A 15,564-nucleotide genomic window follows, 5' to 3' on the forward strand; every position below is an offset into this window, starting at 1 on the left:
CCCCGCAGATTACAAACACCTGCATAAATCTTATTAATCTGCGGGATACAATTTAGTCACAATGCGGAACCGTAAAAGTCCAGGTTTCAGATTCACCATTTGGCACGATGTATCCATTTCCCCTGGCATTTTCGAACCATAATTTACTGCGGAGCTTTTCCCTGGTGCCAACCTCATTCATGGTTGCACTATCATATAGCCGGCCATTAATCATCACGTATTTGATTTTTTCTGAATTACGGATATCATCCAGGGGATTGGCATCCATAATCACCATATCGGCCAGTTTTCCAACTTCCAAAGAGCCAAGTTCTTTATTCATCCCTAAATAAGCTGCACCATTTAAAGTGGCATTTCTAATTGCCTGCAGCGGTGTAAATCCACCTTGTACAAACATCCACAATTCCCAGTGTGCGCCCAAACCCTGGATTTGGCCATGTGCGCCCAGGTTTACTTTAGTACCTCCATTGGCAATTTGTTTGGCAGCCTTAGCAATATCAATATGGTTGTAGTCACTGTATTCAGAAGTTGTTCGGCGTCTGGCCCTGGCATCAATAATGGAACGCGGCGTATAAGTCATTAACTTTTCGTTTTCCCATACATTGGTTCGATCATACCAGTAATTTTCGCCCCACTGGCCTCCATAGGCCACAATTAAAGTAGGGGTATAGGCCACATCTGTATTGTTCCATAGTGTGGTGACATCTTTATAAACAGGTAAAACCGGTATACTATGCTCAATGCCCGTATGTCCGTCCACAATCATATTCATATTATGAAAAAATGTGGAACCACCCTCAGGCACCACTTCCATTTTTAACTGTCTTGCTGCTTCCAGAATTTGCTGGCGCTGCTCTCTGCGGGGTTGATTATATGATTTTACGGAAAATGCACCCACGGCCTTTAAACGCTTAAGATTGGCCAAGGCATCATCTAAACTATTAATCACTACTTTGAAATCTCCATCGGCACCATATAAAATCGAACCGGTTGAATAAACCCTCGGACCAATCATCCTGCCTGCTTTCAGCATTTCACTCTGGCTGAATACCATTTCCGTATTGCTGGATGGATCATGTGATGTTGTAACTCCAAAGGCCAGGTTGGCCAGGTAACTCCAGTCGCTTTGTGGTGAAATCCCGTCAGGACTTGTGCGTAGATGCGCATGTACATCAATTATACCGGGCATAATGGTTTTTCCATTCACATCAATCACTTTTGCATTGGCCGGAATCGTAACCGCATCAGTTTTACCAATGGCCGTAATTTTATTACCATCAGTTAATATGGTTCCGTTTTCAATTACTTCGTCGCCTTTCATGGAGATAATTCTGGCACCTTTTAATGCCACCATACCAGTAGGTACATCTGATTTTAGAACCAGGTTAATATCAACTGAAGTGGCCTGAATTTTTGGCGAGCTGCCATCAAAATTAAAGGAACGGTTTACATCTACCGTAAAATATTTAGGTCCTAAAGTCCAGTGCAGGTTTTTACTGTCGGCACTCCATTGGATGTATGTTCCGCCATCTGTGGTAATTTTGGCCACCGGAATGGCTTTGTTTCCTGCTGATGCATCCTGGGCGGTTCCAATATTGATCATTGGGGTAATATACACATTGAAGAGCTCGTTAAAAGCCAGCCATTTATTATCCGGACTGATGACAAACTGATTGGCATATTGGGATGTGAAATGTGTTCTTTCATTTCCGCCATTTAGATCAATGCTTTTCAGGGCTTTCTTTCCTTCAGCATAACTTTGAAAATAAATCCGCGTATCGGTATTGTTAAACTGCGGACGGATGCCATTATCAGAAACAAGCGTTTTAGCCCCACCGTTTGCCGGCATGATGAAAATTCCGGTTCCACGACCATAATTATAGCCCAGCACATCATTTCCACTACCTTTTCTGAACACAATTTTATCACCTTTGGTAGAATATTGAGGCGAATAATAAAAACCTTTTTCGTCGCTTAAGCTAATGGTTTTTCCAGATTTTAGATCGGTTCTTTTAATGGCTCCGCGGAGTTCGTCGCTCCAGGTGGTGTATACTACAAACCTGCCATCCGGACTAAATGCCGGCTCAAATTCAAAATCCAATCCATTGGTTAAACGTTCGGGTGTTCCATTGGGCAATTCTTGTTTATAAAGATATCCGGCTGCGTTAAAAATAATGGTTTTACCATCTGGTGATGTACTTAACTGCCTGAGCATTTTTGCTGAAAAATCTTTGCTAAATACCTGCTGCTCAAAATGTAAAGCCTGCTGTATGGTTTGAACAGTGTTTGCCTGAAACGGAATGGTTGAATTGATCAGCGTTCCAATTTCTGTCTTCCTGATTTTTCCTTTAGCGTAAAACACGAGGCTTTTGCTGTCAGGTGTCCAGGCGAAATTCGGGTAAACACCAAAAATAGCCCAGGTTTCCTGCTGATCGTGAGATAAATCTTCGTTTACAGGCCATTCTTCACCTGTTTTAATATTTTGTACATATAGTGTAGATTTCAAACGGACCCTTTTCACAAAAGCGATCAGATTTCCATCCGGTGAAACCTGAGGACGGCAGGCGCCCCCTTGCTCATTAATAAATGTGGTTAATTTTCCGGTGGTTAAATCCAGCTGGCGGATGGCATAAATGGTGCCATTCGGGTCTTTACTGTATTCAAAATCTGGTCCGGGACTTACATCTTCACTGAAGTAGACATATCTTCCATCGGGTGAAACGTTGGGTTCACCGGCATCCTGCTGGTCATTTTTCCGTTTGGTAAGCTGAACACCTTCACCGCCGTTTATATTGTACATCCACATTTCACCGGCACCTAATGAGCGACTGGCGGTAAAATGCTTACGGGCGATCAGGTATTCACTGTTTGGCATCCAGGTAGCGTTATTTAAGAGCCTGAAGTTTTCCTTTGTTACCTGCTTTTTATCAGAGCCATCGCGGCTCATAATCCAGATGTTATCACCACCACTTTTATCGCTGGTGTAAGAAATATATTTGCCATTCGGACTAAACCTTGGCTGAACATCGTAAGCAATGCCACCGCTGATTAATTTGGCCTGGCCACCGGAAATGGGCAGGGTGTAGATATCACCCAATAAATCAAAAACGATTTCCTGGCCATCCGGACTCACATCCAGGTTCATCCAGGTACCTTCATCCGTATTTAGCGTAAAATTCTTGGTTGTACCCTGATATTTTTCTACATCCCATTTTTTTTCCTGGGCATTTGAAGTGAAAAATAAAAGAGAGAGCGCAGAAAAAAAGTAAAGGTTTTTCATTTTATATTAAGGACATTTTTAATCAAGTAAATAATTTCAGTGAACTGATTTTCCAGCATTTATTGACGTATTTAACAAAGTTAATAATCTTTTGCAAGATGGTTTTGATCCAATTGTAAATATGCTATTGCTTTACATATAAATTTTATAGTTTTGATGCCGCCGATTTATGACAGCCATAGAAATTTTACAAAAATACTGGGGTTATCCAGCCTTCCGACCGCTCCAGCAGGATATTATCAATTCTGTTCTGGAGGGAAAAGACAGTTTAGCACTTCTACCCACCGGAGGAGGTAAATCGGTTTGTTTTCAGGTTCCCGCATTGGTAAAAGAAGGCATTTGTATTGTCGTTTCGCCCTTAATCGCCCTGATGAAAGATCAGGTGGAAAACCTGAAATCAAGGGGAATTGAAGCCATAGCCATTTATGCAGGGATGGGAAAGCGCGAAATTGATATTTTACTGGATAACTGTATCTACGGTAAGATCAAGTTCCTTTACCTGTCTCCTGAAAGACTATTAGCTGAATTGGTTCGTGTGCGGATTTCTTATATGAATGTCAATCTTATTGCAGTTGATGAAGCGCATTGTATTTCCCAATGGGGATATGATTTTCGGCCGCCATACCAGCAAATTGCCAGGCTCAGGGAAATTCATCCCGAAGTACCGGTATTGGCACTCACTGCTACGGCAACGGCTTTTGTTAGACAAGATATCATGGATAAGCTGGAGATGACTGATCCGCAGGTTTTTGTGAAAAGTTTTGCTCGCGATAACCTGAGCTATGTTGTTTTTAATAAAGAAGATAAGTATAAAAAACTACTGGACATTTGTACAAATGTGAAGGGCACAGGTTTGGTATATGTGCGCAACAGGCGTGAAACGGCTGAAGTTTCCAATTTTTTAAACCGCAATCAGGTCAAGGCTGATTTTTACCATGCTGGTTTAGAAAGGGATGTCAGATTTAAAAAGCAGGAAGACTGGAAACTAAATAAGACCCGTATTATGGTGGCCACAAATGCTTTTGGAATGGGGATTGACAAGGCTGACGTGCGTACTGTGGTACACCTGGATTTACCCGAAAGCCTGGAAGCTTATTATCAGGAAGCGGGGAGGGCCGGAAGGGATGAGAAAAGAAGTTACGCCGTTTTATTGGCCAATCAATCTGATATCTTGAACCTGGAATCACGCTATATTGACAGTTTTCCTGCTCCTGATGATATCCGAAAAACCTACCATTATCTGGGCAGCTACTTTCAGCTGGCTTTTGGTGCGGGCGAAGGCCTTACTTTTACTTTTGATATAGCTGATTTTTGCAAGCGTTTTAACATCAGTGTATTAAAAACGATATCTGCCCTCAAGTTTCTGGAACATGATGGCTACCTTACCCTGTCAGAAAGTGTTTTTCTATCCTCCAGAATGATGTTTATCGCCAGTCATGAAGATATTTACAGGTTTCAGATCGAAAACAAGGCTTACGATGGTATTATTAAAACCATTTTAAGATCACATGGAGGTGCTTTTGATGGCTTTATCAGCATCAATGAAGCAGATCTGGCCAAAAAAACAGGTTTGTCTTATAAGGATATCATTGCCCTACTGCATAAATTACAATCGCTGGAACTGCTTACTTATATTCAGCAAACCGACCAGCCACAGTTGCAATATGTCAGTCCACGTGTGGATATGGATCATTTTGATTTAGATGTAAAGTATCTCGAATTGCGTAAAGAAATTCTGCTGAAGCAGATAAATGCAGTAATCAGCTATGCTTCAACAAATATTTGCCGCAGCATTCAGTTACTGGCTTATTTTGATGAACATCATGCTTCAAAATGTGGCGTTTGCGATGTTTGCCTAGCTGAAAAAAAAGCTGAAAACGACCAGCTGATCAATGATGAAATTGACTTCGAAATCATTTCTTTATTGCAGCAACAGGCCTTTACGCTGGATGATTTGGTAACCGCCATTAAGAAGGGTACTGAAAATGAACGGATCGATGCCATTCGGGAATTATTAGACGCAGGTAAAATTAAAACGGATGGAAAGAAATATTATCTGGAGGCGTAAAAAGATAGATTTGCGATGCCAGATTTGAGATTTGAAAACTATTAATTGTAAATTGAGAACTGTTAACCATAATTATCGGTAAAATATTAGTTTTGTATTAATCATATCAATCTGTGTAATCTTCCGCGAAGCGAAAATATAAATGATAGAAAAAAACAATAAGAAAACCATCCGTTCATGGGCTTTCTTCGACTGGGCAAATTCGGCCTACAATCTCGTAATTACGTCCACAATTTTTCCAGCTTACTATACTATTATCACCACAACTAAAGAACATGGTGATCAGGTTACCTTTTTTGGAAGACATTTTGTTAATACATCGCTTTCTAACTATGCGCTATCATTTGCATATCTGATTATGGCTTTGGCCCTGCCCATACTTTCTTCTATTGCCGACAGGAGGGGAAATAAAAAATCATTCATGAAATTTTTCACATACATGGGTGGCCTGGCTTGCATGGCCTTATATTTCTTTAAGCTGGATACCCTTGAAATGAGTATCATATTTTTTGTACTGGCTGCAATGGGCTATATTGGTGGGGTGTTGTTTAGTAATGCATACCTCCCTGAAATCGCGACAGAAGAACACCAGGACCGGGTAAGTGCACAGGGCTTTTCTTATGGATATATCGGCTCTGTTTTGCTTCAGCTGATTTGTTTTTTATTTGTATTAAAGCCAGAGTGGTTCGGTATTACAGATGCCTCCTTTCCGCCGAGATTGTCATTCTTACTGGTAGGGGTGTGGTGGATCGCATTTTCCCAAATTCCGTTTCATGTGCTGCCAAACGGAACTCCCCAGGTAACTAAAATCAAAACCAATATCTTTAAAGATGGCTTTAGTGAATTATCGAAGGTTTGGAAACAGCTGAAGCAAATTAAAAGACTAAAAGGTTTTCTATTTTCTTTTTTCTTTTATTCAATGGGTGTTCAAACCATCATGCTGGCTGCTGCAGGTTTTGCCGAAAAAACATTAAAATTAGGAACAGCAAAGTTAATCGCGGTGATCTTAATTATTCAACTCGTTGCTATTCCGGGAGCATTACTGATGTCGTTTCTGGCTAAAAAGGTGGGTAATGTGAATGTTTTAATCATGGTGGTGCTGGTTTGGATCGGCTGTTGCGTATATGGCTACAACATTACCAACGAATACCAGTTTTATGCTATGGCCGCGATTGTGGGACTGATTATGGGTGGAATTCAGTCGCTATCCCGTTCTACCTATTCTAAATATTTGCCCTTAAATACACCAGATACCACCTCATTTTTTAGTTTTTATGATGTTACGGAGAAACTGGCTATTGTAATCGGGTTATTTAGTTTTGCCTATATTGAAGATTTAACAGGTAATATTCGCTATTCCATTATTGCTTTGGCATCATTTTTCATCATTGGTTTAATCTTTTTGCTGATCTTAAGAAAAAACGAAAGCAAAGAAATAGTAAAACCGTAAGTTTGCCCTGAAATATGATGAAAGTAGAATTATTTGTGCCTTGTTTTGTAGATCAGCTCTATCCCGAAACCGCCTTTAATACGTTAAGGTTATTAGAAAAATCAGGCTGTGAGGTTAGCTATAATTCCAAACAAACGTGTTGCGGGCAGCCAGCCTATAATGCCGGTTACTGGGATGAAGCAAAAGAAGTAGGTACTAAATTTTTAAATGATTTTTCAGAAAATACTTATGTAGTGGCACCTTCTGCCTCCTGTGTAGGCATGGTAAAGGGTGGCTATAATGATTTGTTTACCAATACGATCGTGCACAACAAATGCAGGAATTTACAATCTAATATCTGGGAACTTTCAGACTTTTTGATCAACGTAGCGAAAAAAGATTATTTCGGCGCAGAGCTGGAAGGTAAGGCCGTTTACCACGATTCGTGCAGTGCTTTACGTGAATGTAAAATTAAAGACGAACCCCGTCAGTTGCTTTCAAAAGTTCATGGTTTGGAAATGCTGGAAATGGAGGATACAGATATGTGCTGTGGTTTTGGAGGTACCTTTGCGGTTAAATTCGATGCGATTTCTTCTGCAATGGCCGAACAAAAAGTAAATCACGCCATGGCACAACATGCTGATTACATTATTTCAACAGATTTATCCTGCTTATTGCATTTACAAGGCTACATTGAAAAAAATAACCTGCCCATCAAAACCATGCACCTTGCTGATGTTTTGTGTAATGGCTGGCTGGAAAGTACTGAATATTAATTTCGTCAGCATAAATGTTTCCGTAAAGTAGCGTTTAATACAAACTACTCGCATTAATTAAAATTTTCCTTAAACGCCAAACGCCAAACGCCAAACGCCAAACGCCAAACGCCAAACAAAACCCAAAGGTCATTAAACCTTTTTGATCCGATTGTATCCAAAAGAAATTAAGAAGCAGCAATTATAAGCCTAAAAAAATCAGATTTATTTGCCTCTTAATGATTAAAAAAACACATTCAAAAAATGAAAAAAATATTTTTAGCACTGATAGGGATTACTTGCCTTTTATCCGTTGCAGATGCACAAAAGAAAACTTCGGGTGCCATTCAGTTTGAAACCACCATCGATCCGGCAGCTATGGCAGCAGCAAGTGGCATGCAGATTCCGGATCAGATGAAAGCTAGAATGCCTTCGGCCAGTAAGAGCAATTTCGAATTGTTGTTTACGGCCACCCAGGCAAGTTACATGGCTGTTGAAGATATGGAAGATAGCAATGGTGCGGGTGGCGGCGGCGGAATGGGCAGAATGATGATGCGTTTCGGTGGAGGTGGCGGCAACCGGGAATACTATTATAATTTTGCAGATCAAAAGCTTACTGAAGTTTTTGATTTAAATGATACCACCTATTATATGCCAAGTAAATTGGAACTGTCTGCTTCTGGTTCGATTAGCTCATTTAGAATGGGCGGAGCACCTGGTGATACTTCAAAACCTAAACCGGTTGCAGCTCCAAAAATAGAAGTTTTAAAAACGGGTGCTACAAAAAAAATCATTGGGTTTGATTGTAAAGAGGTCATTGTCAAATCAACCAGATCAGTTAAAATTCTGGATATGGATAAAGACGTAACTGAAGAAACACATCTCTGGTATACGAATGATCTTGGATTTAATTTTTCTCCAAATCCTAAAATGTGGACAGAAGGTACAGTTTTGGCTATTGAAGGAAGAGGTAGTTCAACCATTGCCAAAAGTATTGAATATAGGGGCGTAAGCACTAAAGATGTTACACCTCCAAAGAAAGCAAGGTTAATTACTGAAGCGGAATATAAAGTTAAAATGGACAATATGATGAAGCGTTTCAGGCAAAACAGGCCACGTGGTGGTGTTCAGCGAATTGTTGTTCCAGGGAATTAAAATTGGAAAAATGTATTATAGAGGCCTTTCAGATTTATTTTGAAAGGCTTTTATCTTTAAAAAGGGTTAATTTCTAAGAAGTTTTAGAAGTAATTATTTCGTCCGTTCTCATGTACTCCTCCCTTGGGCGTCCTCCTAAACTCGATTCAAATCTGGATTTTATTTGAAATATTAAGGCATGAAGCGCAATTTTCCCGGCATGTTTCCTGCCGAATCATTCCTGCACTTCAGCGTAGTCCACGAGCATCTTCCTGAACTTGATTCAGGATATGTCTACTGTAATCAACCACCTTAAATTTCTCAAAATATTTCGCCGTCTCAAATAACGATGAGATAAATTTTCTTATCTTCGCAGCAATAAAAATCACTTTGTATGTGATTTAGAATTCACCATATTTTTAAACCGTTCCGAAATTTTAATACTGAATAAGGAACAAATCATAGTTGTAGATGATTAATATTACTTTACCTGACGGCTCCGTTCGTCAGTATGAACAGGGCACATCTGCCCATCAAATTGCACTATCCATTTCTGAGGGTTTAGCCCGTAATGTTTTAGCTGCCGAGGTTAATGGCGAAGTTTGGGATGCCACACGCCCAATTGAAGCTGATTCTTCAGTAAAATTGCTAACCTGGAATGATACTGCCGGTAAATCGACTTTCTGGCATTCATCAGCCCACTTAATGGCTGAGGCTTTAGAAGCAATTTATCCGGGAACAAAATTCGGTATTGGTCCGGCCATTGAAACTGGTTTTTATTACGATGTAGATTTCGGCGACAAGGAGTTTTCTTCTGATGATTTCAAGGCCATCGAAACTAAAATGATCGAACTGGCTAAGCAAAAGGAAACTTTCACCCGTGAAAGTGTAAGCAAAGCGGATGCAATCAAATATTTTACCGAAAAAGGCGACGAATATAAACTGGATTTGATTGAGGGTTTGGAAGATGGAAAAATTACTTTCTATTCTCAGGGCCAGTTTACTGATTTATGCCGTGGTCCGCATATTCCCAATACCGGTTTCGTTAAAGCCGTAAAACTGATGAACGTCGCCGGTGCTTACTGGCGCGGTGATGAAACTAAAAAACAGTTAACCCGTATTTATGGTGTAACTTTTCCTAAAGCAAGCGAGCTGACCGAATATTTAGCCATGATTGAAGAAGCTAAAAAACGTGATCATCGTAAACTGGGAAAAGAGTTAGAACTCTTTATGTTTTCAGAAAAGGTAGGGATGGGCTTACCAATGTGGTTGCCAAAAGGAACTGCATTAAGAGAACGCTTGGTACAGTTTTTAACAAAAGCGCAGGCAAAACACGGTTATGAGCAAGTAGTTACACCACATATAGGGAATAAGAATTTATATATCACTTCCGGACATTACGAGAAATATGGTAAGGATAGTTTTCAGCCAATAAAAACGCCGCAAGAAGGAGAGGAGTTTTTATTAAAGCCGATGAATTGTCCGCACCACTGTGAAATGTACAAATTTAAGCCAAGATCATACAAGGATCTACCTGTTCGTTTTGCAGAATTTGGTACGGTATATCGTTACGAACAAAGTGGTGAGTTACATGGCTTAACCCGTGTAAGAGGTTTTACTCAGGATGACGCGCATTTATTTTGCCGCCCTGATCAGGTAAAAGAAGAATTTAAAAAAGTGATCGATTTAGTACTTTATGTATTTAAATCGCTGGGTTTTGATAATTATATTGCCCAGGTATCTCTTCGTGATCCGGATAATAGATCGAAGTATATTGGTAATGATGAGAATTGGAAACTTGCAGAGGAATCCATTATCGAGGCTGCTGCCGAGAAAGGTTTGAATACTGTGGTGGAATATGGCGAAGCGGCCTTTTACGGACCTAAGCTGGATTTCATGGTGAAAGATGCTTTGGGTAGGAAATGGCAGTTAGGGACTATCCAGGTAGATTATAATTTACCAGAGCGTTTTGAACTGGAATATACCGGTAGCGATAACCAAAAACACAGACCGGTAATGATTCACCGTGCGCCATTTGGTTCATTGGAAAGATTCATCGCAGTTTTAATTGAGCATTGTGCTGGAAATTTCCCTCTTTGGCTAAGTCCGGAGCAATTTATTATTCTTCCGATTTCAGAAAAATATGAAGAATATGCAAAAAAAGTTTTAGATGAATTAAATAATTCCGATATTCGCGGGCTGATTGACTTTCGAGATGAGAAAATCGGACGTAAAATCCGTGATGCCGAAGTTAAAAAGATCCCTTATATGCTTATTATTGGCGATAAAGAAATGGCTGATGGAAAAGTTTCAGTACGTAAACATGGTGAAGGAGATTTAGGGGAAATGACGTTGGAGGAGTTCAACACTTTATTAAAAAAAGAAATAACAGTTTAAATTAAAATAGTTACACGTTTGGCATTAGGAAGACCAGGATTTAACAGGGGACCACGTCCGCCTTTTAAGAAAAAAGAAGCAGAGCATAACATTAATCAGTACATTAAATCGCCTGAAGTGCGTTTGGCTGGCGATAATGTTGAACCTGGGATTTATCCTTTGGCAAAAGCTTTGGCGCTTGCTGATGATCTGGAATTGGATTTGGTAGAAATTTCTCCAAATGCTGTACCACCAGTTTGTAGAATTATTGATTACAGTAAGTTTGTTTACGAACAAAAGAAAAAGCAGAAAGAAATTAAATCCAATGCTAAACAAACTGTAATTAAGGAAATTCGTTTTGGTCCGAATACAAATGATCACGATTTCCAGTTTAAATTGAAACATGCAATAAGCTTTTTAGAGAACGGTGAAAAAGTTCGGGCTTATGTGCATTTTAAAGGTAGGGCAATTGTGTACAAGGAGCAGGGTGAAATTTTACTTTTAAAATTTGCCCAGGCTTTGGAAGATGTGGGTAAAGTAGAATTATTGCCTAAATTGGAAGGTAAGAGAATGTTCTTGACCGTTGCGCCTAAAGTAGCAAAAAAATAAAAATAGGTTTATAAATTAAAAAACAGGTTATGCCAAAAATGAAAACCAATTCCAGTGCTAAAAAGCGTTTTTCGCTTACTGGAACAGGTAAAATCAAAAGAAACAAAGCATACAAAAGTCACATCTTAACCAAGATGAGTACTAAACGTAAACGTGCGCTTGGAAATGCAGGAATTGTAACAGATGCAGATTCAGGTAATGTTAAACGTATGCTTTGCATCGGAAAGTAATTTATTAATTCACCAGGTATCAGGCCTTAAGTTTCCGAGAAAAAGGAACGCCGCTTACCAAAAAACAACAACAACATGCCACGTTCGGTAAACGCAGTAGCTTCGAGAAGAAGACGGAAAAAAGTCCTTAATATGGCCAAAGGCTATTGGGGCGCAAGAAGTAAAGTTTTTACAGTTGCTAAAAACACGGTAGAAAAAGGTTTGCAATATGCATACCGTGACCGTAAAGTTAAGAAAAGAGAATTCCGCGGATTATGGATCCAACGTATTAATGCAGGTGCTCGTCAGCACGGTATTTCTTACTCTCAATTAATTGGTAAACTGGCTTCAAAAGAAATCGGTTTAAACCGTAAAGTATTGGCTGATTTAGCAATGAATCACCCAGAAGCTTTCAAAGCTGTAATTGATGCAGTAAAATAGAAATTCTCGCTTAGGCGACAATCATATTTTAAAAATGTTCCGGTGAAAATCGGAACATTTTTGTTTTATACGAATTCTTAACGATCAAAATACTATCACACAGATTTTGGAGATTCAAGAGGAAGCAAGTAGCAATAACCTGCGAAATCATGTTGATCTGCAGGTAACGCCTTGCATCAAATCAAATTACCTGAAGATAATTATTGTATAGAATAGGCCTCGATTCAATTGAGCTTTGAAATATACGTGCACCACTAAATCAATTAACCAGTCTCTTTAGTTTAAGCTATTCGTAAACTTCATTCTGATCCCGCTTTGGAAATCCTGAATAATTTTAAAGATTTCAATTAAAGTTACCTTTTCAATTTTTGTCAGTGAATCAATATCAATAAAATTATTTGGGATAGCCTGATCGTTAATGATGAGACTGGCCTGATGTTTTAGGCGCAGTGCCATCAAATAATAATAAGCATGCGAAAGCTCACTGTATTGCTTTTCACTAAAAACAGTTAATTCTCTTAATGCTTTTAAACGCTCGCCAGTATTCTCTTTCTGGAAAATTCTGTTTTGTAAAGCATATACCCTTGCCAGATCCACAATTGGCGTCATTGCGGTTTTAATATCAAAAACTTCACGCTTGGCAATTTTTTGTGTCCGGATGTTTCTAAAGTAAGTGAGCGGCGGCTCATATAATAATGCATTTTTGGCCAGATATACATAAAATTTTTCTATAGGTTTCTGAAGTTCCTCATCTACAAAAGACCGCAGACTGGTCATTAAAGATAAATCACCATAAATGGCCCTGCAGTCAAAAAAAGCGGCAAACTTAACGGCGGTTTCAGGAAGGGCTTCTTCAATCCAGTTTTTGTAATTGTATTTCCAGTGTTCCAGTGAATGTGTCCAGTTTGGATTGGTGGCCATATAATCGCCATCACAGTAAACAAAGCCCACATGGTTCAATTTGTCTGACACCTGTGTGGCAAAATCAAGAAAGTAGGAGCGAACTGCCGGTCTTTGATCTTCTGGCGTATCTTCGTACAGAATGGCATTGTCCTGATCAGTTTTTAAACTCAGTTCCTTTCGGCCCTCGCTGCCCAGAACCATAAACACAAATTTTGCCGGGGGCTGTCCGAGTTTATCAATTACCTCTTCTATTATTTTAAGCGAGATCGTATCGGCAATGGTGGTAACCACTTCATTCACGATTTTTGCATGAACACCTCTATCTAAAAGCTGCGCCACAATATGTGGTACTTTTTGCCATTTAGATTTTAAGTCAGCAGTATTTACAGCTGATTTAACTGATTGGATAAATACCAGCGGCGATTCTGCCTGCTCGCTCAAAAGCCTGTTACGACTCAAGAAACCAACATAATTGCCATTGTCATTCACCAATAGATACCTTGATTTTTTCCCAAACATCATCAGGATTGCTTCATATACAAATGCCTGAGGTGTAATGGTTACTATATCTGGATCCATCACTTTACTGATGGCTATTTGGGGGTCAATGCGTTTGGCAATAACTTCATCACGAAGAATGATGTCCGTTACAAAGCCTTTAAACTGGCCTGAATCATCCTCAATAAACAGGCAACTGGTTTTGTGTTCAGCCATTTTAATCGCCGCTTTAAAAACCGGCGTATCCGGAGAACAGCTCACGATTTTTTTAAACGTAATATCACCAATTCTTGAAGTATAGATTTTATCTGCTAACTTATTATCCATGGAAATATTTTTTGTAAAATACGTCTAAACAATGAGCGTTCTTCTTCCTCCGACACTTTTATAAAGGTTTGTTCCTGATTGTAAATGGAAGATATGCTTATTTTTTGATCTCTCAGCAAATGAAAGAAAATTTTTGAAGTATTTAAAGCATCAGTAAGCGCATTATGTGTTTCATCAGGCTCTTCATTAAACAGAATGGTATAGAATTTATCAAGTTTAAGGTGGCTGATCACGGTATTGGTCACATAATCAGCACTTGTTTTCATGGTGCAATAGAACGTTGACAGACTAAAAATACTTTCTATACCTAAACGATTGAGTTCAACATTAACCATATGAAAATCCAGTTCGACGAAATGCCCGATAACTAAAGGATTAAATTTTTTCATATCCGCACAGAAAGATTGCATTATGGGTTGAATCGGCTCGCCATGAAGTTTTAAAAAATCATTTGTAATGTGATGAATTTTTTGTGCGGATTTATCAATGATAAAGCCCGAGTTTTCGATATAATGGTTTGCACGTTTGATTTCAACGAAATGCTGATCAAAAATAATCCATGCCATTTGCAGAATGTGCGGCCAGTTATTCTCCTTGGAATAGGGAGCCCGCCAGTTTTTGGGCAGGCCGGATGTTTCTGTATCTATAAAAAGGAAATAATTGTGCAACTGGTGATATTTAGGTTAGCCGAAGCAATTCAATGAAAACTGCATCTTGTACCAAAGGTAATAAAATTTGATTATGCTGATCGATAACCTAATTAATTTGATCAGCCAATAAACACTTTAATAACGCTCTTACTTCAATAAGGCCATGTAAAGCAAGGCAGCGAGTGTCGCACCTATTACCGGACCAAGAATCGGCACCCAGGCGTAAGACCAGTCACTGCTTCCTTTTCCCTTCATTGGAATGAGTGCATGAATAATTCTGGGACCCAGATCCCTCACCGGATTAATGGCATAGCCAGTTGTGCCACCAAGTCCTAAACCAATTACCCAAACTAAAAAGGCTACTGGTATAGCACCTAATGAGCCTAAACCGATAGGCGTTTTGTCAATTCCCATTTCAGCATTCGTAAAATAGAAGATTACAAAAATGAGTACAAAAGTGCCAATAATTTCAGATAAGAGATTGGATGTAAGATTTCTAATCGCTGGTGAGGTAGCGAATGGGGCTGCTTTTAAACTTTGATCTGCAGTCGCATCAAAATGATCTTTATACATGATCCACACCAGGAATGAGCCGATCATCGCCCCGCACAATTGAGCCAGGATATAATAAGGAACTTTAATCCAATCAAATTTCTGGGCAATGGCCAGGGCAATAGTCACTGCAGGATTCAGGTGTGCACCACTATAGGGTGCAGCAATTACCACACCTACAAAAACAGCCAGGGCCCATGCGGTGGTGATCACCATCCAGCCACTGTTATGGCCTTTTGTACCATTAAGCACTACGTTTGCCACTACGCCGTTTCCTAAAAGAATAAGCAGGGCTGTTCCAATTAATTCTGCGACAAATTCTGTCATAAGCTG

General features: G+C 39.5%; 12 protein-coding genes. 8 read left to right on the forward strand and 4 right to left on the reverse strand.

The features are described from left to right. Positions 1–52: 52 nt before the first annotated feature. Positions 53–3,280: an amidohydrolase family protein gene (locus OQX64_RS04540; protein ID WP_265817831.1), complete on the reverse strand. Its 3,228-nt coding sequence runs from the start codon at positions 3,278–3,280 to the stop codon at positions 53–55. A gap of 169 nt (positions 3,281–3,449) precedes the next feature. Between OQX64_RS04540 and OQX64_RS04545 the strand changes: the two genes are divergently transcribed. From OQX64_RS04545 to rplT, 8 genes are all read left to right on the forward strand, one after another. After that, positions 3,450–5,348 (forward strand): RecQ family ATP-dependent DNA helicase, encoded by a 1,899-nt coding sequence (locus tag OQX64_RS04545; RefSeq protein WP_265817832.1) that lies wholly within the window; start codon positions 3,450–3,452, stop codon positions 5,346–5,348. A 142-nt stretch (positions 5,349–5,490) separates the two neighbouring features. Beyond that, positions 5,491–6,798 carry an MFS transporter gene (locus tag OQX64_RS04550; protein WP_265817833.1) on the forward strand — a complete coding sequence of 436 codons (1,308 nt, stop codon included), beginning with the start codon at positions 5,491–5,493 and terminating at the stop codon, positions 6,796–6,798. Positions 6,799–6,815: 17 nt separating this feature from the next. Beyond that, on the forward strand, positions 6,816–7,553 hold the full coding sequence (locus tag OQX64_RS04555; protein WP_088302736.1) for a (Fe-S)-binding protein: 738 nt from the start codon (positions 6,816–6,818) through the stop codon (positions 7,551–7,553). Positions 7,554–7,796: 243 nt separating this feature from the next. Beyond that, positions 7,797–8,687: a hypothetical protein gene (locus tag OQX64_RS04560; protein WP_265817834.1), complete on the forward strand. Its 891-nt coding sequence runs from the start codon at positions 7,797–7,799 to the stop codon at positions 8,685–8,687. Between the two features lie 450 nt (positions 8,688–9,137). Next, entirely contained in the window at positions 9,138–11,063 is a 1,926-nt protein-coding gene (thrS, locus tag OQX64_RS04565; RefSeq protein WP_088302734.1) for a threonine--tRNA ligase, read from the forward strand. 18 nt (positions 11,064–11,081) lie between these two features. Further along, positions 11,082–11,651 (forward strand): translation initiation factor IF-3, encoded by a 570-nt coding sequence (gene infC / locus OQX64_RS04570; RefSeq protein ID WP_088302733.1) that lies wholly within the window; start codon positions 11,082–11,084, stop codon positions 11,649–11,651. Between the two features lie 29 nt (positions 11,652–11,680). Beyond that, a complete protein-coding gene (rpmI, locus tag OQX64_RS04575) occupies positions 11,681–11,881 on the forward strand; it encodes a 50S ribosomal protein L35 (RefSeq protein WP_010600880.1) in 201 nt (66 codons plus the stop codon). 75 nt (positions 11,882–11,956) lie between these two features. Next, positions 11,957–12,301 (forward strand): 50S ribosomal protein L20, encoded by a 345-nt coding sequence (gene rplT, locus OQX64_RS04580; protein ID WP_029285460.1) that lies wholly within the window; start codon positions 11,957–11,959, stop codon positions 12,299–12,301. Positions 12,302–12,577: 276 nt separating this feature from the next. Here rplT and OQX64_RS04585 read toward each other — a convergent pair whose 3' ends face one another. The 3 genes from OQX64_RS04585 to OQX64_RS04595 form a co-directional block, all read right to left on the reverse strand. Next, on the reverse strand, positions 12,578–14,029 hold the full coding sequence (locus OQX64_RS04585) for a DUF294 nucleotidyltransferase-like domain-containing protein (protein ID WP_265817835.1): 1,452 nt from the start codon (positions 14,027–14,029) through the stop codon (positions 12,578–12,580). Continuing rightward, positions 14,014–14,697 (reverse strand): 3'-5' exonuclease, encoded by a 684-nt coding sequence (locus tag OQX64_RS04590; protein WP_265817836.1) that lies wholly within the window; start codon positions 14,695–14,697, stop codon positions 14,014–14,016. Before OQX64_RS04590 ends, OQX64_RS04585 begins: the two co-directional genes overlap by 16 nt. Before the next feature lie 129 nt (positions 14,698–14,826). Beyond that, the gene (locus OQX64_RS04595; RefSeq protein ID WP_265817837.1) at positions 14,827–15,558 is read right to left on the reverse strand and encodes an MIP/aquaporin family protein; all 732 of its coding nucleotides are present in this window, start codon (positions 15,556–15,558) and stop codon (positions 14,827–14,829) included. Positions 15,559–15,564: the final 6 nt, after the last annotated feature.

Origin of the sequence: Pedobacter sp. GR22-10, from assembly GCF_026239715.1 — a bacterium.
GTDB lineage: Bacteria > Bacteroidota > Bacteroidia > Sphingobacteriales > Sphingobacteriaceae > Pedobacter.